The organism is Schlegelella aquatica, assembly GCF_026013905.1.
In the GTDB taxonomy this organism is placed as follows: Bacteria; Pseudomonadota; Gammaproteobacteria; order Burkholderiales; family Burkholderiaceae_C; genus Caldimonas; species Caldimonas aquatica.
Genome location: NZ_CP110257.1, coordinates 720826 through 745236, shown reverse-complemented (window position 1 = coordinate 745236; position 24411 = coordinate 720826). Strand labels below are relative to the sequence as shown.

The 24411-nt window shown below is 69.1% G+C and carries 23 protein-coding genes; 11 read left to right on the top strand and 12 right to left on the bottom strand.

Annotated features, from left to right (window positions below; all coding sequences use genetic code 11):
- The first annotated feature begins 145 nt into the window (after positions 1–145).
- The 7 genes from ugpB to OMP39_RS03355 all read left to right on the top strand — a co-directional run bounded on the left by ugpB (position 146) and on the right by OMP39_RS03355 (position 7543).
- Positions 146–1465, top strand: coding sequence for a sn-glycerol-3-phosphate ABC transporter substrate-binding protein UgpB (gene ugpB / locus OMP39_RS03385; RefSeq protein ID WP_264893398.1), 1320 nt, complete (start codon positions 146–148; stop codon positions 1463–1465).
- Between the two features lie 74 nt (positions 1466–1539).
- On the top strand, positions 1540–2421 hold the full coding sequence (gene ugpA, locus OMP39_RS03380) for a sn-glycerol-3-phosphate ABC transporter permease UgpA (RefSeq protein WP_264893397.1): 882 nt from the start codon (positions 1540–1542) through the stop codon (positions 2419–2421).
- A gap of 8 nt (positions 2422–2429) precedes the next feature.
- Positions 2430–3278 (top strand): sn-glycerol-3-phosphate ABC transporter permease UgpE, encoded by an 849-nt coding sequence (gene ugpE / locus OMP39_RS03375; RefSeq protein ID WP_264893396.1) that lies wholly within the window; start codon positions 2430–2432, stop codon positions 3276–3278.
- A 16-nt stretch (positions 3279–3294) separates the two neighbouring features.
- Positions 3295–4368, top strand: a complete 1074-nt coding sequence (locus OMP39_RS03370) for a sn-glycerol-3-phosphate import ATP-binding protein UgpC (protein WP_264893395.1) — start codon at positions 3295–3297, stop codon at positions 4366–4368.
- Entirely contained in the window at positions 4365–5138 is a 774-nt protein-coding gene (gene ugpQ, locus OMP39_RS03365; RefSeq protein ID WP_264893394.1) for a glycerophosphodiester phosphodiesterase, read from the top strand. Before OMP39_RS03370 ends, ugpQ begins: the two co-directional genes overlap by 4 nt.
- Before the next feature lie 153 nt (positions 5139–5291).
- Positions 5292–6722, top strand: coding sequence for an NfeD family protein (locus tag OMP39_RS03360; protein WP_264893393.1), 1431 nt, complete (start codon positions 5292–5294; stop codon positions 6720–6722).
- Positions 6719–7543 (top strand): slipin family protein, encoded by an 825-nt coding sequence (locus OMP39_RS03355; RefSeq protein WP_264893392.1) that lies wholly within the window; start codon positions 6719–6721, stop codon positions 7541–7543. Before OMP39_RS03360 ends, OMP39_RS03355 begins: the two co-directional genes overlap by 4 nt.
- Here the strand turns inward: OMP39_RS03355 and OMP39_RS03350 are convergent.
- Positions 7494–7976, bottom strand: a complete 483-nt coding sequence (locus OMP39_RS03350; RefSeq protein WP_264893391.1) for a YqaA family protein — start codon at positions 7974–7976, stop codon at positions 7494–7496. The genes OMP39_RS03355 and OMP39_RS03350 overlap by 50 nt on opposite strands.
- A 104-nt stretch (positions 7977–8080) precedes the next feature.
- On the opposite strand from OMP39_RS03350, the gene dusB reads away from it, so the two are divergent.
- From dusB to purH, 3 genes are all read left to right on the top strand, one after another.
- Complete coding sequence (dusB, locus tag OMP39_RS03345) at positions 8081–9124, top strand: tRNA dihydrouridine synthase DusB (RefSeq protein ID WP_264893390.1); 1044 nt, start codon at positions 8081–8083, stop codon at positions 9122–9124.
- A 70-nt stretch (positions 9125–9194) separates the two neighbouring features.
- Complete coding sequence (locus OMP39_RS03340; RefSeq protein WP_264893389.1) at positions 9195–9431, top strand: Fis family transcriptional regulator; 237 nt, start codon at positions 9195–9197, stop codon at positions 9429–9431.
- 32 nt (positions 9432–9463) lie between these two features.
- Complete coding sequence (gene purH, locus OMP39_RS03335; RefSeq protein WP_264893388.1) at positions 9464–11032, top strand: bifunctional phosphoribosylaminoimidazolecarboxamide formyltransferase/IMP cyclohydrolase; 1569 nt, start codon at positions 9464–9466, stop codon at positions 11030–11032.
- 49 nt (positions 11033–11081) lie between these two features.
- On the opposite strand, the gene OMP39_RS03330 is transcribed toward purH, so the two are convergent.
- Positions 11082–12131, bottom strand: a complete 1050-nt coding sequence (locus OMP39_RS03330; protein WP_264893387.1) for a capsular biosynthesis protein — start codon at positions 12129–12131, stop codon at positions 11082–11084.
- A 497-nt stretch (positions 12132–12628) separates the two neighbouring features.
- Between OMP39_RS03330 and ruvC the strand changes: the two genes are divergently transcribed.
- Positions 12629–13180, top strand: coding sequence for a crossover junction endodeoxyribonuclease RuvC (gene ruvC / locus OMP39_RS03325; protein ID WP_264893386.1), 552 nt, complete (start codon positions 12629–12631; stop codon positions 13178–13180).
- Between the two features lie 42 nt (positions 13181–13222).
- Here ruvC and OMP39_RS03320 read toward each other — a convergent pair whose 3' ends face one another.
- The 10 genes from OMP39_RS03320 to murD form a co-directional block, all read right to left on the bottom strand.
- The gene (locus OMP39_RS03320) at positions 13223–13471 is read right to left on the bottom strand and encodes a hypothetical protein (protein WP_264894642.1); all 249 of its coding nucleotides are present in this window, start codon (positions 13469–13471) and stop codon (positions 13223–13225) included.
- A gap of 30 nt (positions 13472–13501) precedes the next feature.
- Positions 13502–14437 (bottom strand): UDP-3-O-acyl-N-acetylglucosamine deacetylase, encoded by a 936-nt coding sequence (gene lpxC / locus OMP39_RS03315; RefSeq protein ID WP_264893385.1) that lies wholly within the window; start codon positions 14435–14437, stop codon positions 13502–13504.
- Positions 14438–14563: 126 nt separating this feature from the next.
- Positions 14564–15757 (bottom strand): cell division protein FtsZ, encoded by a 1194-nt coding sequence (gene ftsZ / locus OMP39_RS03310; protein WP_264893384.1) that lies wholly within the window; start codon positions 15755–15757, stop codon positions 14564–14566.
- A 65-nt stretch (positions 15758–15822) separates the two neighbouring features.
- Entirely contained in the window at positions 15823–17052 is a 1230-nt protein-coding gene (ftsA, locus tag OMP39_RS03305) for a cell division protein FtsA (RefSeq protein ID WP_264893383.1), read from the bottom strand.
- A gap of 11 nt (positions 17053–17063) precedes the next feature.
- Entirely contained in the window at positions 17064–17831 is a 768-nt protein-coding gene (locus OMP39_RS03300; RefSeq protein WP_264893382.1) for a cell division protein FtsQ/DivIB, read from the bottom strand.
- 17 nt (positions 17832–17848) lie between these two features.
- Positions 17849–18814, bottom strand: coding sequence for a D-alanine--D-alanine ligase (locus OMP39_RS03295; RefSeq protein WP_264893381.1), 966 nt, complete (start codon positions 18812–18814; stop codon positions 17849–17851).
- A complete protein-coding gene (gene murC, locus OMP39_RS03290) occupies positions 18811–20220 on the bottom strand; it encodes a UDP-N-acetylmuramate--L-alanine ligase (RefSeq protein ID WP_264893380.1) in 1410 nt (469 codons plus the stop codon). Before murC ends, OMP39_RS03295 begins: the two co-directional genes overlap by 4 nt.
- A 79-nt stretch (positions 20221–20299) precedes the next feature.
- Positions 20300–21406, bottom strand: a complete 1107-nt coding sequence (murG, locus tag OMP39_RS03285) for an undecaprenyldiphospho-muramoylpentapeptide beta-N-acetylglucosaminyltransferase (RefSeq protein ID WP_264893379.1) — start codon at positions 21404–21406, stop codon at positions 20300–20302.
- Positions 21403–22611, bottom strand: a complete 1209-nt coding sequence (gene ftsW / locus OMP39_RS03280) for a putative lipid II flippase FtsW (protein ID WP_264894420.1) — start codon at positions 22609–22611, stop codon at positions 21403–21405. Before ftsW ends, murG begins: the two co-directional genes overlap by 4 nt.
- Before the next feature lie 53 nt (positions 22612–22664).
- Positions 22665–24410, bottom strand: a complete 1746-nt coding sequence (murD, locus tag OMP39_RS03275) for a UDP-N-acetylmuramoyl-L-alanine--D-glutamate ligase (protein ID WP_264893378.1) — start codon at positions 24408–24410, stop codon at positions 22665–22667.
- Between the last annotated feature and the right edge of the window lies 1 nt (position 24411).

Below are 24411 nucleotides of genomic sequence, written 5' to 3'. Positions count from 1 at the left end.
CCCGGCTTCGGGCCTCCCCGGGCTGCCCCGGTTGCGGCGGCAGCGCTTCCGTGACAGAAACCCTCCTGTCACATAACAACGCTAGGCTCGCGGGCCGGCCGGGAGCCACGGTGCTCCGGCCGGTTCCCCCCTGCATGGAGATGTCATGAAGCTCACACTCGCTGCCGCCGCTGCCGCGGCCGTCGTCACCCTGTCTGCCGCGCCGGCGCGCGCCCAGGTCGAGATCCAGTGGTGGCACTCGATGACCGGCGCCCTCAACGAGCGCGTGATCGAGCTGGCCAACGGCTTCAACGCCAGCCAGAAGGACTACAAGGTGGTGCCCGTCTTCAAGGGCTCGTACCCCGAGTCGATGACGGCCGCGATCGCCGCCTTCCGCGCCGGCAACGCACCGCACATCCTGCAGGTGTTCGAGGTGGGCACGGCCACCATGATGGCGGCCAAGGGCGCGATCAAGCCCGTCCACCAGTTGATGAAGGAGTCGGGTGTCGAGTTCGACCCCAAGGTGTACGTGCCCGCGGTGGCCGGCTACTACACCGATCGCAAGGGCAACATGCTGTCCTTGCCGTTCAACTCCTCCACGCCGGTCTTCTACGTGAACAAGGACGCCTTCCGCAAGGCCGGGCTCGATCCCGAGAAGGCGCCCAAGACCTGGAGAGAGTTCGCGGTGGCGGCCGGCAAGCTCAAGGCCAGCGGCCAGGCCTGCGTGTACACCACCGGCTGGCCGTCGTGGGTGCACATCGAGAACTTCTCCGCCTGGCACAACCTGCCGATCGGCACCAAGGAGAACGGCATCGCCGGCACCGACACGCAGTTCACCTTCAACTCGCCGCAGCACGTGGCCCACATCCAGATGCTGGGCGACTTCGCCAAGAACGGCTGGTTCACCTACGCGGGCCGGCGCAACGAGGCCGAGGCCAAGTTCTTCAGCGGCGAGTGCGCGATGCTGACCTCCAGCTCCGGCGCGCAGGCCAACATCCGCAAGAACGCGAAGTTCGACTTCTCCGTCAACTTCCTGCCCTACCACGACAACGTGGCGGGAGCGCCTCAGAACTCCATCATCGGCGGGGCGAGCCTGTGGGTGATGAGCGGCAAGAAGCCGGCGGACTACAAGGGCGTCGCCGAGTTCTTCAAGTACCTCTCGCGCCCCGAGGTGCAGGCCAAGTGGCACCAGGACACCGGCTACGTGCCGATCACCCTCGCGGCCGCGGAGCTGACCCGCAAGTCCGGCTACTACGAGAAGGTGCCCGGCTCCGACATCGCGATGCGCCAGCTCAACCACAAGCCGCCCACGGCCAACTCCAAGGGCCTGCGCTTCGGCAACTTCGTGCAGGGCCGCGAGGTGATCGAGGAAGAGATCGAAGCCGTGCTGGCCGGCAAGAAGGACGCCAAGACCGCCCTGGACGACGCGGTGCGCCGCGGCAACGAGCTGCTGCGCCGTTTCGCGGCGACCGCCAAGGACAGCTGATCGTCGGCTAGACTGCCCGCCGAACCCGGCCGTGCGGCGCCGGCCGGGTTCGTTCTTTTTCGCCGGGTTCCCGCATGGAAAAACGCGTCGTCTTCCGCTCACGCTGGCTGCCCTACCTGCTGGTCGCCCCGCAGATCGCCATCACCGTCGTCTTCTTCTTCTGGCCCGCGGCCCAGGCGCTGTGGTTCGCCTTCCAGCGGCAAGATGCGTTCGGGCTGTCCACCGAGTTCGCCGGGCTGGACAACTTCGCCGACCTGCTGCGCGACGCCAACTATCTCGAGTCGTTCCAGGTCACGGCCCTGTTCAGCGTGCTGGTGGCCACGGGCGGCATCACCCTCGCGCTGCTGCTGGCCGTGATGGCCGACCGCGTGATCCGCGGCGCCACCGTCTACAAGACGCTGCTGATCTGGCCCTATGCGGTGGCGCCCGCCATCGCCGGGGTGCTGTGGGGGTTCTTGTTCGCGCCGTCCATCGGCATCGTCAGCTACGGCCTGCGCCAGCTGGGCATCGACTGGAACTGGGTGCTGCGCAGCGAGCAGGCCATGCTGCTGGTGGTGATCGCCTCGGTGTGGAAGCAGATCTCCTACAACTTCCTGTTCTTCCTGGCGGGGCTGCAGGCGATTCCGCGCTCGCTGATCGAGGCCGCGGCGATCGACGGCGCACGCCCCTTCAGGCGCTTTTGGACCATCGTCTTCCCGCTGCTGTCGCCCACCACATTCTTCCTGCTGGTGGTCAACATCGTCTACGCCTTTTTCGACACCTTCGGCGTGATCGATGCCACCACTCAGGGCGGCCCGTCCGGGGCCACGCAGATCCTCGTCTACAAGGTGTATTACGACGGGGTGAAGGCGGCCGACCTGGGCGGGTCCTCGGCCCAGTCGGCCATCCTGATGCTGATCGTCATTGCGCTGACGGTCGTGCAGTTCCGCTTCATCGAGCGGCGCGTCAACTACTGAAGGCCCCCATGGTCGAACGCCGCCCCCTTCTCACCCTCCTCACGCACCTGGGCCTGCTCGTCGGCGTGGCGATCGTCGCGTTCCCCCTGTACGTGACGTTCGTCGCCTCCACCCTCACGCTGGAGGAGATCCTCGCGGTGCCGATGCGCCTCGTGCCTGGGGATCAGTTCTGGCACAACTACAGCCAGGTGCTGCTGGCCGGCTCCACCCGTGGCGCGGGGGCCCCGGTGGGCCCGATGATGTTCAACAGCCTCGTGATGGCGCTGGTGATCGCCTTCGGCAAGATCGCGATCTCGATCATCAGCTCGTTCGCCATCGTCTACTTCCGCTTCCCGCTGCGGCGCTTCTTCTTCTGGATGATCTTCGTGACGCTGATGCTGCCCGTGGAAGTGCGCATCATCCCGACGTTCAAGGTCGCCGCCGACCTCAGCCTGCTCAACACGTACGCGGGCCTGACGCTGCCGCTGATCGCCTCGGCCACGGCCACGTTCCTGTTCCGGCAGTTCTTCCTCACCGTGCCTGACGAACTCGCCGAGGCGGCGCGCATGGATGGCGCCGGGCCGATGCGGTTCTTCTTCGATGTGCTGCTGCCGCTGTCGAAGACCTCCATCGCGGCGCTGTTCGTCATCCAGTTCATCTACGGCTGGAATCAATACCTCTGGCCGCTGCTGGTGACCAGCGACGAGAGCATGTACACCGCTGTCATCGGCATCAAGCGCATGATCGTCGGCGGCGACGCCTTGACCGAGTGGAACCTGGTGATGGCCACGGCCATGCTCGCGCTGCTGCCGCCCGCCGTGGTGGTGGTGCTGATGCAGAAGTGGTTCGTCAAGGGCCTGGTCGACACCGAGAAATAGAAAACCGCACCCTCACATGGCTTCCATCTCCATCCGTCAGGTCGTCAAGCGCTACGGGCGCGGCGCCCAGGCCAACCAGGTGATCCACGGCGTGAACGCTGAGATCGCCGACGGCGAGTTCATCGTGATCGTGGGCCCCTCGGGCTGCGGCAAGAGCACCTTGCTGCGCATGGTGGCAGGCCTCGAGGAGATCACCGAGGGCCAGATCGCCATCGGGGACCGGGTGGTCAACGACGTCGAACCGGCCGATCGCGACATCGCCATGGTGTTCCAGAACTACGCGCTCTACCCTCACATGAGCGTGTACGACAACATGGCCTACGGGCTGAAGATCAAAGGGGTGCCGAAGGACGAGATCCGCCGCCGCGTCGAGAAGGCGGCGTCGATCCTGGAGCTGGGGCATCTGATGGACCGCAAGCCTCGCCAGCTCTCGGGCGGTCAGCGCCAGCGCGTCGCGATGGGCCGCGCGATCGTGCGCGAGCCGCAGGTGTTCCTGTTCGACGAGCCGCTGTCGAACCTGGACGCCAAGCTGCGGGTGCAGACGCGCATCGAGATCCAGAAGCTGCACCGCGAGCTCGGCGTGACCTCGCTGTTCGTCACGCACGACCAGGTGGAGGCGATGACGCTCGCGCAGCGCATGATCGTGATGAACGCCGGCCGCATGGAGCAGATCGGCACTCCCGAGGAGGTGTACGCCCGCCCGGCGACGACCTTCGTCGCCAGCTTCATCGGCTCGCCGCCGATGAACCTGCTGCCGGGCCGCCTGCAAGCCGACGCCCGATTTGCCCTGGACGAACTCACGATCGACCTGCCCGGCGCGCCTCCACGGGGCCAGCCCGGCGACTCGCTCATCCTCGGCATTCGGCCCGAGCATCTCGAGCTTGGCGACGAGGGCTGGCCGGTGGGGGTGGAGATGGTCGAAGTCCTCGGCGCGGAGCGCCTGGTGTACGGCAAGCTCGGTGAGCAGACACTGGTCGTGCGTACCGACGACAGCCGGGCGGCGCCACGGCCGGGCGACCGGCTGCATGTGCGGCCGATGCCGGGGCGGCTGCATTGGTTCGATCCCGCCACCCAGGGTCGGCTGTCGTGAGCACCGCCTTCCGCCTCGAGCCCTGGCCCTACCCGCGCTGGATCGCACACCGAGGCGCCGGCAAGCTTGCCCCCGAGAACACGCTGGCCGCGTTCCGCGTGGGCGCGGCGCACGGCTACCGGATGTTCGAGTGCGACGCCAAGTTGAGCGGAGACGGCGTTCCCTTCCTGCTCCACGACGCGACGCTCGAGCGCACCACCTCCGCTCGCGGGCAAGCGGCCGAGTGGACCTGGGCGGAGCTGAGCCGCCTGGACGCCGGCGGCTGGCACAGCCGCTCCTACGCGGGCGAGCCGCCCCCGACGCTCGAAGCCGTGGTGCGGTTCGTGCTGCGCAACGGCCATGCCCTCAACATCGAGATCAAGCCCTCGCCCGGCGCGGAGGCGCTCACCGGTCAGGCGGTGGCGGAGCACTGCCGCCGCTGGTGGTCGGCCACCCCGGGTGCTGTGCCGCCGCTGCTGACCTCCTTCAAACCGGCCGCCCTGCGTGCGGCGCGCGCCGCGGCGCCCGAGCTGCCCCGGGGGCTGCTGCTGGATCACTGGTGGGAGGGCTGGTGGGACGAGGCGCAGGCCCTTGATTGCAGTGCGGTCGTCGCCCACTTCGGCATGCTGGACGCTGCCGCGGTCGAAGGCCTGCGCGCCGCCGGGATGCGCTGCCTCGCCTACACCGTCAACGACGCCTGCGAGGCAGACCGGCTGCTCCAGGCCGGCGTCGATGGACTCATCACCGACGCGGTCGATCGCTTCGCTCCCGGCGAGGGGCTGCTCGACTGACCCAAGCCTGCCCGGGCTTGCCGGCACGGCGTGCGCGCGCCCTCTGCACGCCGTGCAATAACCTCGGTGCCAGCGACGGCGCGGCTGGACGCCCGCCGCCGGCCATGCGGTAATGGCTGCTGACGCCGGGCACCGGCTGCCCGGGGGGGCGGCATGCGAGCTTCTCGTCGACGGTTCTCCACCCAGGCTGGCGCCGGCGCGCGAGGCTGGCGGAGGATCCTGCTGGCCGGTCTGTGGCTGTTGCTCATCGCCCTGCCCCAGGCCGCGGCGGCGGCCACGGTCAGCGTGGTGCAGATCCAGGGGGCGATCGGCCCGGGCACGGCGGCCTACGTCAGCCGGGCCATCGAACGCGCGGGCGCCGCGGGGCGCGAACTGGTCATCCTCGAAATGGACACCCCCGGGGGCCTGGACCAGTCGATGCGGCAGATCATCAAGGCCATCCTCGCCTCGCCGGTGCCCGTGGCCGCCTACGTGGCTCCCAGCGGTGCGCGCGCTGCGAGCGCCGGCACGTACATTCTCTACGCGAGCCACGTGGCCGCGATGGCACCGGGCACCAACCTCGGGGCCGCCACCCCGGTGCAAATCGGAGGCAGCCCGCCTCCGGCAGCGGCGCCCCCTCAGCCGGCTGGCTCGGCTGCGCCCGGGCGCGACGAGCGGGCGCCCGCCGACGCATCGACTCGCAAGCAGATCAACGACGCGGTGGCCTACCTGCGCGGCCTCGCCCAGATGCGGGGGCGCAACGTCGAATGGGCCGAACGGGCCGTGCGGGAGTCGGTGAGCCTGCCGGCCGCCGAGGCGCTGGCGATGGGAGTCATCGACCTGGTGGCGGCCGACCGAGCCGCGCTGCTCAAGCAATTGCACGGACGCGAGGTGGACGCCCGTGGCGTTCGCCGCGCCTTGCAGACCGAGGGAGCGCAGCAAGTGCAGGACGAGCCGGACTGGCGGGCGCGCCTGCTGTCCGTCATCACCGATCCCAGCGTCGCGCTGATCCTGATGATGATCGGCGTGTACGGCCTGTTCTTCGAGTTCTCCAATCCCGGATGGGGGGTGCCGGGCGTGCTCGGCGGGATCTGCCTGCTGCTCGCGCTCTACGCCCTGCAACTGCTGCCCGTCAACTATGCGGGCATCGCACTGATCCTCCTGGGGCTGGCCTTCATGATCGCGGAAGCCTTCAGTCCGAGCTTCGGCATCGTGGGAATCGGCGGTGTCGTGGCCTTCACGGTCGGCGCGGTGATCCTGATGGACACCGAGGCGCCTGGGTTCGGCATCCCGTTGCCGCTGATCGTCGCCTTGGGGGCCACGAGCCTGCTGGTGATCGCGGGCATCGGGGCGATGGCGGCCCGCGCGCGCCGGCGCCCGGTGGTCACCGGCGACCAGGCGCTGTCCGGGGCGCTCGCACGTGTCTTGCCCGACGAACCCGCCGGGCAGTGGGCCTTGATCGAAGGCGAGCGCTGGCGCATCGAGAGCGACGTTCCTCTTGCACCCGGGCAGCGGGTGCGCGTCGTCGAGCGCCGCGGCCTCGTGCTGCGCGTGGCACCGGTGGACGGCGCCTCTCCCCCTGGACTCGAGGAGAGAACTTCATGATCCTCAACTTCGGATTCGGGTTCGGCGGCTTCCTCGTCATCGCGCTCATCGCGCTGCTGGTCTCGGCACTGCGCATCCTGCGCGAGTACGAGCGCGGCGTCGTCTTCCAGCTGGGGCGGTTCTGGAAGGTCAAAGGCCCGGGTCTCGTGCTGGTGATTCCCGGCATCCAGCAGATGGTCCGCGTGGACCTGCGCACGGTGGTGCTGGACGTACCGAAGCAGGACGTGATCTCGCGCGACAACGTGTCGGTGCAGGTCAACGCGGTCGTCTACTTCCGCGTCGTCGACCCGCAGAAGGCCATCATCCAGGTCGAGAACTTCATGGTCGCCACGAGCCAGCTCGCCCAGACGACCCTGCGCGCCGTGCTCGGCAAGCACGAGCTCGATGAGATGCTGGCCGAGCGCGAACGGCTCAACGCCGACATCCAGCAGGTGCTCGATGCGCAAACGGACGCGTGGGGCATCAAGGTGGCCAACGTCGAGATCAAGCACGTGGACCTCGACGAGTCGATGGTGCGCGCGATCGCCCGCCAGGCCGAGGCCGAACGCGAGCGCCGCGCGAAGGTCATCCATGCCGAAGGCGAGCTGCAGGCCTCGGAGAAGCTGATGCAGGCCGCCCAGATGCTTTCGCGCGAAGCCGGCGCCATGCAACTGCGCTACTTGCAGACGCTGGCCTCCATCGCCCACGACAAGTCCAACATCATCGTCTTCCCGCTGCCGGTGGACATGCTCGCGGGCCTCGCCGGCGGGCGCCGGGATGAGCCGCCGCCTTCTAGGGATGCACCTGCCCCGGGAAGGCCCACAACAAGGCCAGCGTCATGACGAGGTAGCGCAAGAACTTGCCGATCGCCATGTAGGCCACACAGGGCCAGAACGACAGACGCAGCCACCCGGCCACGCCGCACAGCGGATCGCCGACCACGGGCAGCCACGACAACAGGCACGCCTTGGGACCGAAGCGCTCCAGCCAGCCGAGCACCCGGTGCTCCACCTTGCGGTGCGTGAGGTGCTCGTAGGCCCGCTCGGCGCCATAGCCCATCCACCAGGTGATGGCACCGCCCACCGTGTTGCCGGCCGTGGCGACCAGGATGCCCGGCCACAGCAGCTCGGGGTTGATCTTCACGAGCCCGAAGAGCGCGGGCTCCGACCCCATGGGCAGCAAGGTGGCCGAGACGGCGGCCACGACGAACAGCGTGCTCAGCCCGTACTCCGGCAGGGCCAGAACCTCCAGCAAGCGTTGCAACCATGCTTCCATCTCGCGCGATTATGCGTGGCCGGCCGGGAGCGGTTTCACGCCCTGCAAGGTCCAACGGCTATACTCTGCCTCCTTTTTCAGCAGTCCGCTCTCCCCGCCCCGCCATGCGCCTCGGTTCCTTCGAATTGCCGAACCCGCTCTTCGTCGCACCGATGGCAGGTGTCACGGACCGCCCGTTCCGCAAGCTGTGCAAGCGCCTCGGGGCCGGGTACGCGGTGAGCGAGATGGTGACGTCCCGCAAGGAGCTGTGGACCAGCCTGAAGACATCCCGGCGCGCCAACCACGACGGCGAAGTCGCCCCCATCGCGGTGCAGATTGCCGGCACCGAACCCATCATGATGGCCGAGGCCGCGGCCTACAACATCGACCGCGGCGCACAGATCATCGACATCAACATGGGCTGCCCCGCCAAGAAAGTGTGCAACAAGTGGGCGGGCTCGGCCTTGATGCAAGACGAAGCCCTGGCCGTGCGCATCGTCGAGGCAGTCGTCACGGTGTGTGCGCCGCGCGGGGTGCCGGTGACGCTGAAGATGCGCACCGGCTGGTGCCAGCAGCACAAGAACGCCGTGTCGATCGCCCGTGGGGCCGAGCAGGCCGGTGTGGCGATGATCACCGTGCACGGCCGCACGCGCGAGCAAGGCTACAGGGGCGATGCCGAGTACGACACGATTGCCGCGGTCAAGGCCGCGGTGCGGGTGCCCGTGGTGGCCAACGGCGACATCACTTCGCCTCAGAAGGCCGCGTTCGTGTTGCGCCACACCGGCGCCGATGCGCTGATGATCGGCCGTGCAGCCCAGGGGCGACCCTGGATCTTCCGTGAGATCGGCCACTTTCTGGCCACGGGAACGCTGCTGGAGCCGCCGCGCACGCAGGAGGTGCGCGACTGGCTGGTCGAGCACCTGCACGACCACTACGACCTCTACGGCGAATGGAGCGGCGTGCGCACCGCACGCAAGCACATCGGCTGGTATGTGCGCGGGCTGCCCGGCGGCGAGGCCTTCCGCGCCGAGATGAACGGCTTGGACGACTGCCAGGCGCAGCTGGCCGCCGTCGTCCGGTATTTCGATCGACTGGCCGAGCACCACGAGCGGCTGCCCGCCGCGCCTGCGGGCGGAGCCCCGGAAGCACTGGACAGAGAAGCAGCATGAACGCCGCCGCCCCGAAGGCGGCGTTCAGCTCGCGCGAAGAGGTGGTTGCCAAGCAACCGGAGGGTACTGAATGAGCAAGAAGCAGATCGAAGAATGCATCCGCAGCAGCCTGGAGAGCTACTTCAAGGACCTGCGCGGCGAAGAGCCGCATTCGATGTATGAGATGCTGCTGCGCATCGTCGAGAAACCGCTCCTCGAGGTGGTGATGCAGCACGCCGAGGGCAATCAGTCGCGCGCGGCGGAATGGCTCGGCATCAACCGCAACACGCTGCGCCGCAAGCTGCTTGACCACAAGCTGCTGAAGTGAATCCTTTGTCCGGCATTTCCTGAAAGTTCGCCATGCAAGCCCTCCTCTCCGTCTCCGACAAGACCGGCATCGTCGAATTCGCTCAAGCGCTTCATGCGCTGGGCGTCAAGCTCCTGTCCACCGGGGGCACCGCCCGCCTGCTGGCCGACCGCGGCCTGCCGGTGACGGAGGTGTCGGAGGTGACGGGCTTTCCCGAAATGCTCGATGGCCGCGTCAAGACGCTGCATCCACGCATCCACGGCGGCCTGCTCGCCCGCCGCGACCTCCCGGAGCACATGGCCGCGCTCAACGCGCACGGCATCGGCACGATCGACCTTCTGATCGTCAACCTCTATCCGTTCAAGCAGGCCACCGCACGGCCCGACTGCACGCTGGAGGACGCCATCGAGAACATCGACATCGGCGGCCCCGCGATGCTGCGTGCCGCGGCGAAGAACTGGCAGGACGTCGCCGTCGTGATCGACCCCGCCGACTACGAGCGCGTGCTGGCCGAACTCAAGGCGGGCGGGATCGAGCGAAGCACCAAGTTCATGCTGGCCCGGAAGGTCTTCGCGCACACCGCCGCCTACGACGGGATGATCGCGAACTACCTGAGTTCGCTCGAGGAGGGCGCCGAGCTCGCCACCGCCCAGGTGCCCCAGCGCCGCGAGTACCCCTCGGTGCTGACCCTGCAACTGCACAAGGCGCAGGACATGCGCTACGGCGAGAACCCGCACCAAAGCGCCGCCTTCTACCGCGATGCCGAACCGGTGCCCGGCAGCCTCGCCCACTACCGTCAGCTGCAGGGCAAGGAGCTGTCGTACAACAACATCGCCGATGCGGACGCCGCCTGGGAATGCGTGAAGACCTTCGACGCGCCGGCCTGCGTGATCATCAAGCACGCCAATCCCTGCGGCGTTGCGGTGGGTGCGAGCGCCGCCGAGGCCTACGCGAAGGCCTTCAAGACCGACTCGACCTCGGCCTTCGGCGGGATCATCGCGTTCAATCAGCCGCTCGACGCCGCGGCGGCGGAGCTCGTGGCCAAGCAGTTCGTCGAGGTCATCATCGCGCCGGCTTACACGCCGGACGCCCTGGCCGTCTTCCAGGCCAAGCAGAACGTTCGATTGCTGGAAGTGCCGCTCGCGCGCGATGCCAACCCCTACGACCTCAAGCGCGTGGGCGGCGGAGTGCTCGTGCAGTCGGCCGACGCGAAGAACGTCACGGCCGACGAGCTGCGCGTGGTGACGGCCAAGCAGCCCACGCCCGAGCAGATGCAGGACCTGCTGTTCGCCTGGAAGGTGGCGAAGTTCGTCAAGAGCAACGCCATCGTCTTCTGCGCGGGGGGCATGACGCTGGGGGTGGGCGCGGGCCAGATGAGCCGCATCGACTCCGCCCGCATCGCCTCGATCAAGGCGGCCAACGCGGGCCTGTCGTTGCAAGGCTCGGCCGTGGCGAGCGACGCCTTCTTCCCCTTCCGCGACGGCCTCGACGTCGTGGCCGATGCCGGGGCGACCTGCGTGATCCAGCCGGGCGGCAGCGTGCGCGACGACGAGGTGATCGCCGCCGCCAACGAGCGCGGCATCGCGATGGTCTTCACCGGCACGCGGCACTTCCGCCATTGAGACCGGGGCTGCCGCCGTGGCGGCCCCTCCCGTGCGGGGCCGCGGGTGCTCAGGGCGATGAAGCCGGATCGGTCTTGCGAGTGAGGGCGTGCAGCCGCAGACGCAGCCCGGCGGCGGCCCAGTTCAGCCTGCGTCCGATCCTCGCGACCACGGTCCTGCGCGCTCGTACGTCCGACCAATCGAAGAACGGTTCCTTGAGGTCGTAGTGCCCCCGCTGCGCGTCGGGCACGTCCCCCGCCTCGATGCGCTGGATGAGCCGCGGCAGCTCGCGATAGAAGCGCTCCGAGCGGTAGACCGGATGCAGCGACCACAGCCCCGGCGGCGAGCCCAGAAAGTCCAGCCGCACGAGACCTTGATCCTTCATCAAGGCGGTCATGCAGTCTTCCAACGCCAGGTAGGGCGGGGTGTAGTTGATGAACGCCGTCGCCCGTCCGGCCAGGTTGGGCTGGCACAACGGGATGCGCAGTTCTCCCCGCTCGAACCTGCGTCGGTCGAGCAGGAACACGCGGGTGCTGAGTGTGGAGAACTCGTGCGCCGGCGGGTCGGTGCTCACCCGGCGCAATTCGCTCGCATTGAACAGCCTCCCGTCGCTGCGGGGCGGTCCGGGATAAGGGCTGCAACTCAGCACGCGGGGGTCGCGTCGCAGGTGTTCCACGGCCTCGGCAACCCAGCTCGAGGAGCCTCCTCCGAACATCATGTCGGAGTCGAGGTGCAGCACGAAGTCATGCGTGGCCTCGCGCAGCCCGAAAAGGTAGGCATGGAAGGGGCTGCCGTTGTAGGCCTTCTTGGGCAGCCAGTCCCGGCCCACAAAGGTGCGCGCCACCTCGCGGATGTTGCCCTTGTCGTACCGCACTTCGACGACGCGCACCTTCGCGCTGCGGCTGCGCAGTTCGCCGAGCAGCGCCCTCAAGTCACGCAGCCGGGTGTCGTAGTCGTCGGCGCGATACCGGCTGGCGGGTGTCTGGTGCAGGTCGAGCGTGAACAGGATCTCGTCCACCTGCTCGCCGAATACGCGGATGTGATGCGCGAGCGTATGGACGGCGTGCGGAGCATCGAAGGGATGCAGGTTGACCTGCAGTGTCACGGGGTTGGACGGCATCACGGGCTTCCCCCTCAGTGCTGTGCGTCGCGCGGTCGCGCGCGTCGCGATGTCGAGGTCGATTCTCGTGAGCGGGCGAAGGACTGCTGCGCGCAGTCGCTTCAAGATGTAGCGCTTGTAATGCCGGCACGGGAAAGGTCCCCGGGACCCAGGCCGCAGCGGGTGCGACCGGGCGGCCGGTTACCATCTCGGCTGGTGGTCCGGCCCCGACCGGCTCGTCTTGCCTTGGCCGGTGTGGCCGACGCAGGGCAAGGAGCCTGCTGCGGGAGGACGCCCCTCAGGAGCGACAGCGTTCGTGATCGCCCGGATCGCGCGGATGGCGCGGCCGGCACGCTGGGGCAGGTGGTGAAGAAGGCGTTGAAGAAGGATGCGCGCGTGGCGTACGGCGATCGGAAGGGCGGCACCGTGACGGGTAGGCTCGGCTCGATCGGGCGTAAGGCGGCGCCGTGCTTCGCGGCACTCGCGTACGTTCAGGCCGTGCGGCGGCGCTTCGAGCGATGAGAGTCCTCGGCATCGACCCCGGCCTGCAGACCACGGGCTTCGGCCTGGTGGACGTGGACGGCCCGCACCTGCACTACGTGGCCAGCGGCACCATCAAGACGCGCGAGGCGGCACTGGGCGACCTGCCCGGGCGGCTCAAGATCATCTACGAGGGTGTGCGCGAGGTGGTCGAGCGCTACCAGCCTCAGGTCGCCTCGGTCGAGATCGTGTTCGTCAACGTCAACCCCCAATCGACGCTCCTGCTGGGCCAGGCGCGAGGAGCTGCCCTGGCGGGCCTCGTGAGCTGCGCGCTGCCGGTCAACGAGTACACGGCTTTGCAGATGAAGAAGGCCATCGTCGGCCATGGGCTGGCGCGCAAGGAGCAGATCCAGGAGATGGTCGCACGCCTGTTGCGCCTGCCCAGCCTGCCTGGCAAGGACGCCGCCGACGCGCTGGGGCTGGCCATCTGTCATGCCCACGCCGCCAGGACCTTCGAGGCGGTGGGCAAGGCCGGAGGGCGTCCGGGTCGACGCACGCACGGGCAGATGAAAGGCGGTCGCAGCTACTGATCTCGCGAGCAAGAACGGCGAACCGCCGGCCCACGAGGCGCCTCAGGAAGAGGCACCGCTGGCCGGCACGGCGGGCGCGCCGGGTGCATCTGCGGCCGCCGGGCCGCGGCCTTCGACGAGGCGCTCGACGATCAGCACGCCGAAGAACACGAGGCCGGCGATCACCGTCCACTTGACGATGACGGCCCCGATGCGAAAGTAGCGGGGCTGCCGTGTGACGAGGTACAGGCCGAAACAGACGATGGCTGCGGCCAGGAGCAGGAAGATCAGGACCCGGACGACGGGGAACATCGAAACCCCTTGCTGCTCAGACGCAGCGCCTCACCAGGCGACGGCCGGCAGCGCAAAGCCCTGCGGCGCCCGCTTCTCGTCCTCGAAGCTCACGATCTCGTAGCAGCTGGCATCGGCCAGCACCGCGCGCAGCAGCTTGTTGTTGAGCGCGTGGCCCGACCGGTAGGCGCTGTAGGCGGCCAGCAGCGGTTTGCCGATGAGGTAGAGGTCGCCGATCGCGTCGAGGATCTTGTGCTTGACGAATTCGTCGTCATAGCGCAGGCCGTCCGCATTGAGCACACGGTAGTCGTCCACGACGATCGCGTTGTCCATGCTGCCGCCGAGCCCCAGCCCGCGCGAGCGCATCATCTCGACGTCCTTCGTGAAGCCGAAGGTGCGGGCGCGGGCGATGTCGCGGCTGTAGCGGCCCGAGGCGAAGTCGAACACCACCTGGCGGCCGGTCTGGTCGACCGCCGGGTGATTGAACTCGATCTCGAAGGACAGCTTGTAGCCGTGGTACGGCTCGAGCCGCGCCCACTTGAGCGTCGCGCCCTCGCCTTCGCGCACTTCCACCGGACGGGTGATGCGCACGAAGCGCTTCGGCGCGTTCTGAAGCTCGATCCCGGCGCTCTGCAGGAGGTAGACGAAGGAGGCCGCAGAGCCGTCCAGGATCGGGACTTCGTCCGCTGTGATGTCGACGTACAAATTGTCGAGCCCGAGGCCCGCGCACGCGGACATCAGGTGCTCGACGGTGTGCACACGGGGCGCACCCGGGTCGCCGCCCGCCGAGAGCGTGGAGGCCAGTCGCGTGTCGGTCACGGCCGTGGCCGACACCGGGATCTCCACCGGCTGCGGGAGGTCGACGCGCCGGAAGACGATGCCGGTGTCCGGCGCCGCGGGCCGCAGCGTGAGTTCCACGCGCTGCCCGCTGTGCAGGCCGACACCGACCGCCCGGGTCAGCGACTTGAGGGTGCGTTGTTGCAGCATGCACGCGATTCTATGAGGCGGGGCGAGACCCTGCCCTCGAGGGGCGCAACCGAGGTCGCGCAACCCGAGGAGCGAGCACACCCGACGTCACCCCCGACGGTGCGAACCCGCCCGGGGGAGCGCCGCTCAGTCGGCTTGCTTGCGCAGGAAGGCCGGAATCTCGATCTCGTCCATGCCGTTGCTCGCCAGAGCGTCCACCCGGGCGGCCGCCTGCGTGCGGCCGGAGCGCCAGACGCTCGGCGTGTTCAGCCCGCTGTAATCGTGGGCCGAGGGGGCGCCGACCGTCTGCGTCAGGATGGGCATGTTGTCGGTGCCGGTGCGCATCGCGGGTTGCGAGTGCACCACGCTGATCGGCTGGCGCTTGGCCTGGCCCGTCAGACCGGTTGCGATGACGGTGACGCGCATCTGGTCGCCCAGGGTGTCGTCGTAGGCCGTGCCGTAGATCACGTGCGCGTCGTCGGCGGCGTAGCGGCGGATGGTGTTCATCGCATTGCGGCTCTCGGCCAGCTTGAAGGTGCTGCGGGCCGCCGCGATGAGCACGAGCACGCCGCGCGCGCCGGAGAGGTCGATGCCTTCCAGCAGCGGGCAGGCCACCGCCGCTTCGGCGGCCTTGAGGGCACGGTCCGGGCCGGAGGCCACCGCCGTGCCCATCATCGCCTTGCCCGGCTCGCTCATCACCGTCTTGACGTCCTCGAAGTCGACGTTGACGAGGCCCGGCACGTGGATGATGTCGCTGATGCCGCCCACGGCGTTGCGCAGCACGTCGTTGGCCTGCGCGAAAGCCTGGTCCTGCGTGACGTCGTCGCCCAGCACTTCGAGCAGCTTCTCGTTGAGCACGACGATCAGCGAATCGACGTTGGCCTCGAGCTCGGCCACGCCGGCATCGGCCTGCTTCATGCGGCGGCCGCCTTCGAACTCGAACGGCTTGGTCACCACACCGACCGTCAGGATGCCCATGTCCTTGGCGACACGCGCGATGACCGGGGCGGCGCCCGTGCCGGTGCCGCCGCCCATGCCGGCCGTGATGAACAGCATGTGCGCGCCGTCGATGGCTTCACGGATGCGGTCCACCGCCTCCTCGGCTGCCGCGCGTCCCGCCTCGGGCTTCGCTCCCGCGCCCAGCCCGGTGGTGCCGAGTTGGATGAGCTTGTGAGCCATCGAGCGGTTCAGCGCCTGCGCGTCGGTGTTGGCGCAGATGAACTCGACCCCCTGCACGCCCTGGGCGATCATGTGGTCCACGGCGTTGCCGCCGCCACCACCCACCCCGATCACCTTGATCTGGGTGCCCAGGTTGAATTCCTCGATCATCTCGATAGGCATGATGGACCTCCTTCGTCACTAGCAGTTGCCTACAACAAAAATCCGCTTCCGACGGTGCTTGGCCGTCAGAAGTTGCCGATGAACCAATCCTTCACTCGTCCAAAGAGCGTCTTCACCGAGCCCGCCTGTTGGGCCGCCCGGTGCCCGCGCACGCGCGCCAGGCGCGCTTCCTCCAGCAGCCCCATCACGGTGGCCGAACGCGGGTTGGCCACCATGTCGTAGAGCGGCCCGGAATAGGTGGGCACGCCCTTGCGAACGGGTTTCAGGAAAATGTCTTCGCCCAGCTCCACCATGCCGGGCATCACCGCCGAGCCGCCGGCCAGCACGATGCCCGAGGAGAGCAGCTCCTCGTAACCGCTTTCGCGGATGACCTGGTGCACGAGCGAGAAGATCTCCTCCACGCGCGGCTCGATCACGCCGGCCAGCGCCTGCCGCGAGAGCATGCGCGGCGGCCGGTCCCCGAGGCCGGGCACCTCGACCTGCTCCTGCGGGTCGGCCAGCAGCTGCTTGGCCACGCCGAAGTCGACCTTGATCTCTTCTGCATCCTTGGTCGGCGTGCGCAGCGCCATCGCGATGTCGCTGGTGATGAGGTCGCCCGCGATCGGGATGACCGCGGTGTGGCGGATCGAGCCGTCGGTGAAGATCGACACGTCGGTCGTGCCGGCGCCGATGTCCACGAGCGCGACGCCCAGGTCCTTCTCGTCCTCGGTGAGCACCGCGGCGGCCGAAGCGCTCGGGTTGAGCACCAGCTGCTCGACCTCCAGGCCGCAGCGGCGCACGCATTTGACGATGTTCTCGGCGGCGCTTTGCGCGCCCGTCACGATGTGGACCTTGACCTCGAGCCGCCCGCCGCTCATGCCGATCGGCTCCTTGACCTCGTGGCCGTCGATCACGAACTCCTGCGGCTCCACCAGCAGCAGCTTCTGGTCGTTGGGGATGTTGATCGCCTTGGCCGTCTCCACCACGCGGGCCACGTCGATCGGCGTGACCTCCTTGTCGCGCACGATCACCATGCCGGTGGAGTTCTGCCCGCGGATGTGGCTGCCGGTGATGCCCGTGTAGACGCGCGTGATCTTGCAGTCGGCCATCATCTCGGCCTCCTTCAAGGCCTGCTGGATCGACTGCACCGTGGCGTCGATGTTGACGACCACGCCCCGCTTGAGCCCGTGCGACGGCGCCACGCCCAGGCCGGCGAGCCGCAGTTCGCCGGTGGGCAGCACCTCGGCCACCACCGCCATGACCTTGGCCGTGCCGATGTCCAGGCCGACGACGAGATCCTTGTATTCCTTCGCCATGAATCTTGCCCTCAGTTCCTTTTCTGCTGCGCTGGAGCGACGAGCGTCGTGACGCCGCGGATGCGCACCGCGTAACCGTTGTGATGCCGCAGGTCGGCGTATTGCAGCGGCCCCGGGTACTGCGCCCGCACCTGCGGCCAGGTCGCCACGAAGCGCTCCAGGCGCGCCAACACCTCGGCGGCCTCGCCCCGGCCCAGTTCGATCGTCGCGCCGTCGTCCAGCTCGAGCCGCCACGAGCCGCGCTCCGACAGCCGCATCGCCTCGATGCGGGTGTCGAGACGCTCGATCACCGGCGCCAGCGTGCGGTACATGTGCAGCACCTGCGACGCGCTGCCCGCCGGGCCCTCCAGGGCCGGCAAGCCCTCTTCCTCCACGTCGCCCAGGTTCGCCTCGAACACCTCGCCGTGGTCGTTCACGAGCCGGTCGTCGCCCCAGTGCGCCACTGCCCGGTGCTCCTCCAGCCGCACGGCGAGCCGGTCGGGCCACACCCGCTGCACCACCGCACGCCGCACCCAGGGCACCGACTGGAAGGCTTGCTGCGCACGCTGCAAGTCGACGGTGAAGAAGTTGCCCGAGAGCTTCGGGATCGCATTGGCGCGGATCGTGGAGACGCTGTTGCGCGAGACGTCGCCGTCGATCTTCACGGCCCGGATGGCGAACACCGGCCAGCGCGCGACCCAGGACAGCGCCAGCCAGGCGAACGCGAGCGCCGCTGCTGCGAACAGCAGCGCAGCGGTCGCGTTCATCAGCCGGATGTCCAGGGGGGTGGTGTCCTGCATGGCGTCTCGGTCACCCTTCACGCATGGAGCCGGGCCTGCGACACCAGCCACAGGCACAGCTGTTCGTAGCTGATGCCGGCCGCACGGGCCGACATGGGCACCAGCGAATGGCCGGTCATCCCGGGCGAGGTGTTCATCTCGAGCAGGAACGGCTTGCGATCGCTCGCGCGGATCATCACGTCGGCGCGCGCCCAGCCGCGGCAGCCCAGCGTTCGGAACGCCTGCACGACGATGCGCTGGATCTCGGCCTCCTCCTCGGCCGGCAAACCGCTCGGGCAGTGGTACTGCGTCACGTCGGTGAAGTACTTGTTCTGATAGTCGTAGTTGCCCTCGGGGGCGACGATGCGGATCAGGGGCAGCGCCTGCGCCTCGTCGCCTTCTCCGAGCACGGGGCAGGTGGTCTCGTCCCCGGCCACGAACTCCTCGCACAACACGTCCGGGTCGTACTTCGCCGCGAGCTGGTAGGCGGCCTCGCACTGCTCGACGTCGGTCACCTTGGTCAGCCCGATGGTCGAACCCTCGCGCGCGGGCTTCACGATCATCGGCGCGCCGAGCGCCGCGAAGGCCTTGCGCGTTTCCTCGGCGCTGGAGACCAGTCGCCAGTCGGGAGTGGGCAGGCCCTCGAAGCGCCAGATGCGCTTGGTCATCACCTTGTCCATCGCGATGGCCGACGCCATGACCCCGGAGCCGGTGTACGGCAGGCGCAGCAGTTCGAGCGCGCCTTGCACCGTGCCGTCCTCGCCGAAGCGCCCGTGCAGTGCGATGAAGCAGCGCGAGTAGCCGTCGCGCTTGAGGTCCGCGAGGTCACGCTCGGCGGGGTCGAAGGCGTACGCCTCGACGCCGCGCGAGCGCAGGGCATTGAGCACACCGGTGCCGGACATGATGGACACCTCGCGCTCGGACGAATCTCCGCCCATCAGCACCGCGACCTTGCCGAGGGTGCGTGGGTCGATGCGGTCGATCGCCGCAGGATCGATCTTCATGCGGTCTCTCCCCTGAGCAGTTCCACCAGTTGGGCCGGCACCCCGCCGATCGAGCCGGCTCCCATGGTGATGACGACGTCGCCGTCGCGCGCGTGGTCGACGATGGTCTGCGGCATCTCGGCGATGTCGTCCACGAACACCGGGTCCACCTTGCCCGCGACGCGCAGGGCGCGGGCGAGCGAGCGGCCATCGGCGGCGACGATGGGCGCCTCGCCCGCGGCATACACCTCCGCGAGCAGCACGGCATCAGCCGTCCCCAGCACCTTGACGAAGTCCTCGAAACAGTCGCGCGTGCGGGTGTAGCGGTGCGGCTGGAACGCCAGCACCAGGCGACGCCCGGGGAAGGCCCCGCGCGCGGCGGCGAGGGTGGCGGCCATCTCGACGGGGTGATGGCCGTAATCGTCGATGAGCGTGAAACGCCCGCCGCCGGCCGCCGGCAGGTCGCCATAGCGCTGGAAGCGCCGCCCCACGCCTTTGAACTCGGCCAGCGCCTTGAGCACCGGCGCATCGGGCAACTCCAGCTCGGTGGTCACCGCGATCACCGCCAGCGCGTTCAGCACGTTGTGCTCGCCCGGCAGGTTCAGCGTGACCTCCAGATCCGGCATCGCCACGCCGTTGCGCCGCTCGCAGACGAAGTGCATCTGGCCGTCCTGCGCGCGGACGTTCACGGCCCGGACCTGGACGTCCTCACCGAAACCGTAGGTGACCACCGGGCGCGAGACCATCGGAATGATGGAGCGCACGCCGGGATCGTCGGCGCACAGGATCGCCGCGCCGTAGAACGGCATGCGGTGCAGGAAGTCCACGAAGGCCGCCTTGAGCCGCGCATAGTCGTGCCCGTAGGTGTCCATGTGGTCGGCGTCGATGTTGGTGACGACCGACAGGATGGGCATCAGGTTGAGGAAGGAGGCATCGGACTCGTCCGCCTCGACCACGATGTAGTCACCGCTGCCCAGGCGCGAATGGGCGCCGGCGCTGTTCAGGCGCCCACCGATCACGAAGGTGGGGTCGACGCCGGCCTCGGCCAGCGCGCTCGCCACGAGGCTGGTGGTCGTCGTCTTGCCGTGCGTGCCGGCGATGGCGATGCCCTGCTTGAGCCGCATCAGCTCGGCGAGCATCACCGCGCGGGGCACCACCGGCACGCGCCGGGCGCGCGCCGCGATCACCTCGGGGTTGTGGCCGCCGACCGCCGTGGACACGACGATGGCGTCGGCGCCTTCGATGTGCGAGGCGTCGTGGCCGATCATCACCTTGATGCCGAGCGCGGCCAGCCGGCGCGTGGTCGCGCTTTCGTGCTGGTCCGAGCCCGAGATGGTGTAGCCGAGGTTGAACAGCACCTCGGCGATGCCGCTCATGCCTGCGCCGCCCACGCCGACGAAGTGGATGTGCTTGACTGCGTGTTTCATGCGTAGACCTTTCGCACGCCGCATCCCTTCGTCGGCACTCGGGGCCCTTCGACGAAGTGGATGTGCTTGACCGCGTGCTTCATGCGATCCCCTCTTTCCTGTTGACCAGCTTCTCGATCTCGTCGGCCACGCGGGCCGCGGCGCGCGGCCGCGCGAGACTGCGGGCCTTCTCGGCCATCGCAAGGAGCTGGAGCCGGTCCAGGCCCGCCAGTGTGTCCGCGAGCCGCTGGGGCGTGAGATCGGCTTGCGGGAGATGGAGCGCCGCACCGTGCTGGGCCATGTACTGCGCGTTGTCGCGCTGGTGCGCGGTGGTGCTCACGATGAGCGGCACCAACACGCTCGCCACGCCTGCGGCGCACAGCTCGCTCACGGTGACCGCCCCGGCACGGCACACGATGACGTCGCACCACGCCAGACGGGCGGCCATGTCCTCGATGAAGGGCACGACCTCGATCGAGCCCTGCTCGGTGGACAGGCCTTGGGCCTCGTACAGCGCCTTGACCGCGTCGCGGTTGAGCTGACCCGTCTGGTGCACGACGTGGGGCCGGCGCTCGGCGGGCAGCAGGGCCAGCGCCTGCGGCAGGGTTTCGTTCAGCACCCTCGCCCCCAGGCTGCCGCCCACCACCAGCACCCGCAGCGGCCCCTCGCGGCCCGCATAGCGCTGCGCGGGGGCGGGCATGGCTTCGATCTCCTCGCGCACCGGGTTGCCGGTGACGACGGCCCGCTTGTGCACCGTGGCCGCCGCGCCGTCGAAGCCGAAGGCGATGCAGTCGGCCACGGGCAGCAGTGCACGGTTGCTCATCAAGAGGGACGCGTCGGCATTGACCAGCACGAGGGGCTTGTTGCGCGCGGCCGCCATCACGCCGCCGGGGAAGCAGACGTAGCCGCCCATGCCCAGCACCGCGTCCGCGCGCCGGCGCCCGAGGATGCGCCAGCACGCCGCGAAAGCGCCGAGCAGGCGCACGCCCCCGGTGAGCGTGTGCCACCAGCCCTTGCCGCGCAGGCCCGAGAAGCCGATGGCATCGAGCGCAATGCCGGCCGAAGGCACCAGGCGGTTCTCCATCCCCTGGGTCGTGCCGAGCCAGCTCACCGTCCAGCCCCGGCGCAGCATCTCGTGCGCGACCGCGAGGCCCGGGATGATGTGGCCGCCGGTGCCCGCCGCCATGATGACCAGATGTCGGCTCATGCGCGGCCTCCGCGCATGAGTTGCCTGTTCTCGATGTCCACGCGCAGCACGATGGCCAGGGCGACGCAGTTGAGCAAGATGGCGGAGCCGCCATAGCTCATGAGCGGCAGCGTGAGCCCCTTCGTGGGCAGCACGCCGAGGTTCACACCCATGTTGATGAAGGCCTGGCCGCCCATCCAGATGCCGATGCCCTGGGCCACGAGCCCCGAGAACACGCGGTCGAGGGCGACGGCCTGGCGGCCGATGTGGAAGATGCGGCGGGTGAGCCAGAAGAACGCGAAGATCACGACCGCGACGCCGGCGAAGCCCAGCTCCTCGCCGATCACGGCCAGCAGGAAGTCGGTGTGCGCCTCGGGCAGGTAGTGGAGCTTCTCGACGCTGGAGCCCAGCCCTTGGCCGAAGAGTTCGCCCCGCCCGAACGCAATGAGCGAATGCGACAGCTGATAGGCCTTGCCCAGCGTGTACTTCTCGTTCCACGGGTCCAGGTAGGCGAAGATCCGCTCGCGCCGCCATTCGCTGAAGGTGATCATCATCACGAAGGCGGCGACGAGCACCGCCGTGATGAGGAAGAACATCCGGCCGTTGACGCCACCGAGGAACAGGATGCCCATGGCGATGGCCGCGATCACCATGAAGGCGCCCATGTCCGGCTCGGCCAGCAGCAGCACGCCCACCAGGCCCACGGCCAGCGCCATCGGCCACACGGCCTGGAAGAACTTCTCCTTCACGTCCATCTTGCGCACCATGTAGTCGGCGGCGTAGAGCGCGACGGCGAGCTTGGCGAGCTCCGAGGGCTGGAAGTTGAGCAGGCCCAGCGGGATCCAGCGCCGCGCACCGTTGACACCCTTGCCGATCCCGGGCACGAGCACGAGCATGAGGAGCACCAGGGCGGCCAGGAACATCCAGGGCGCGTACTTCTCCCAGGTCTGCATCTGCACCTGCACGACGATGAGCGCGGCGACGAACGCCAGGGCGATCGACACCACGTGGCGCGTGAGGAAATGGCTCGACGCGTAGCGGGCGAAGCGCGGGTTGTCGGGCAGCGCGATCGAGGCCGAATACACCATCACGAGGCCGAGCGCGAGCAGCGCCAGCCCCACCCAGACCAGCGCCTGGTCGAAGCCCTGCATCTGCGTGGGCCGCCCGGTGGAGACCCAGTCGCGCACGGGCAGGTCCTGCTGCGGGCGGCGCAGGCGCCCCCACATCCCGGCCAGACGGTCGCGCCAGCCGGCAGGCGCTGCAGCGACGGACGGCTCGCTCACGTCAGCATCTCCCCTCGCTCGGCCGCCAGCGCCTGCACCTCGGTCACGAAGACCTCGGCGCGGTGGGCGTAGTTGCGGAACATGTCCAGGCTCGCGCAGGCGGGGCTCAAGAGCACGGCGTCCCCGGGTTGCGTACGCGCGGCACAGGCGCGCACCGCGGCTTGGAGCGTCTCGTGACGTTCGACGGGCACGCCCGTGGCCGCCAGCGCCTGCTCGATCGCCGGCGCATCGCGGCCGATCGTGGCGACGTAGCGCGCATGACGGGCGATCGGCTCGGCCAGCGGCGCGAAGTCCTGCCCCTTGCCGTCGCCGCCCAGGATCACGGCGAGCCGCGCGGGCGCACGCTCTTCGCCCAGCCCTTGGAGCGCCGCCACCGTAGCCCCGACGTTGGTGCCCTTGCTGTCGTCGAAGTACTCCACCTCGCCCACGATGGCGACCGATTCGACGCGATGCGGCTCGCCCCGGTACTCGCGCAAGCCGTGCAGCATCGGCGCGAGCGGGCAGCCGATGGCGGTCGCCAGCGCCAACGCGGCCAGCGCATTGGCCGCGTTGTGACGGCCGCGGATGCGCAGCGCGTCGGCCGGCATCAAGCGCTGGATGTGCAGCACCTCCTCTTCATCGTCGCGCTTGCGGGTACGACCGAGGCGCAGGGTCTCGTCGGCCTCCATCGCCCGCACGAGCCAGGCCATGCCGTTCTCGACGATGAGGCCGAAGTCGCCCGGGCGGGTCGGCGCGTCCAGGCCGAAACGCACGACGCGGCGCTCCACCGGCCGCGCGAAACGGCCCTTGCCCGGGACGGGCGGCGGCACCATCGCCTCGACGAGCGGGTCCTCGCGGTTGACGACCATCACCGACTCGCGCCCGTAGATGCGCGCCTTGGCCGCGGCATAGGCCTCCATGGAGCCGTGCCAGTCGAGATGGTCCTGGCTCAGGTTGAGCACCACGGCCGCGCTGGGTTCGAAGCCCTGCACCCCGTCCAGCTGGAAGCTGGAGAGTTCGAGCACCCACACCTCGGGCAGCGCGCGGAAGACCGGGGCCGGCGCCGCCGGGGGCGACAGCTCGAGGGGCACGCCCTCTTGCGCGTCTGCCGCAGCGGGCGACGGCGCATCGGGATCGTCAGCCGGCTCGACGCCGGGTTGCTCGATCGGCTCGACGGGCGTCTGCTGCGTGTGGGCAGCGGCCTCATCGCCGGCCGGCACCGCATCCGCCGCGACCGTCTCGTCCAGCGGCTCCTCGTCCAGCGCTCGGGCCAGGGTGTCGAGCATGGTCGGCCCGATGTTGCCGGCCAGCGCCACGCGCTTGCCGGCCCGCTCCACGAGCAGCGCGGTCAGCGACGCGGTCGTCGTCTTGCCGTTGGTGCCCGTCACGGCGAGCACGGCGGGCGCGTAGCGGCGCTCCTGCTCCAGCGCCGCCAGCGCCTGAGCGAAAAGATCGAGCTCGCCTTGCACCGGCACCCCGCGGCGGCGCGCTTCTTCCAAGGCCGGGGCGATGCGCTCGTCATGGGGCGCAAGGCCGGGGCTCTTGAGCACACGCGCAACGCCCTCGACGGCGCTGGCCGGCAGCGGCCCGGTGAGCAGCTCGGCCTGGGGCACGGCCTCGCGCAGGGCCCGCGCCTGAGGGGGCTGTTCGCGCGAATCCCACACCCGCACGTGCGCGCCGCAGCGGGCGCACCAGCGCGCCATCGCCAGGCCCGAGTCTCCGAGCCCCAGCACGAGTACGGTGAGTCCTGCCAGTTCCTTCATC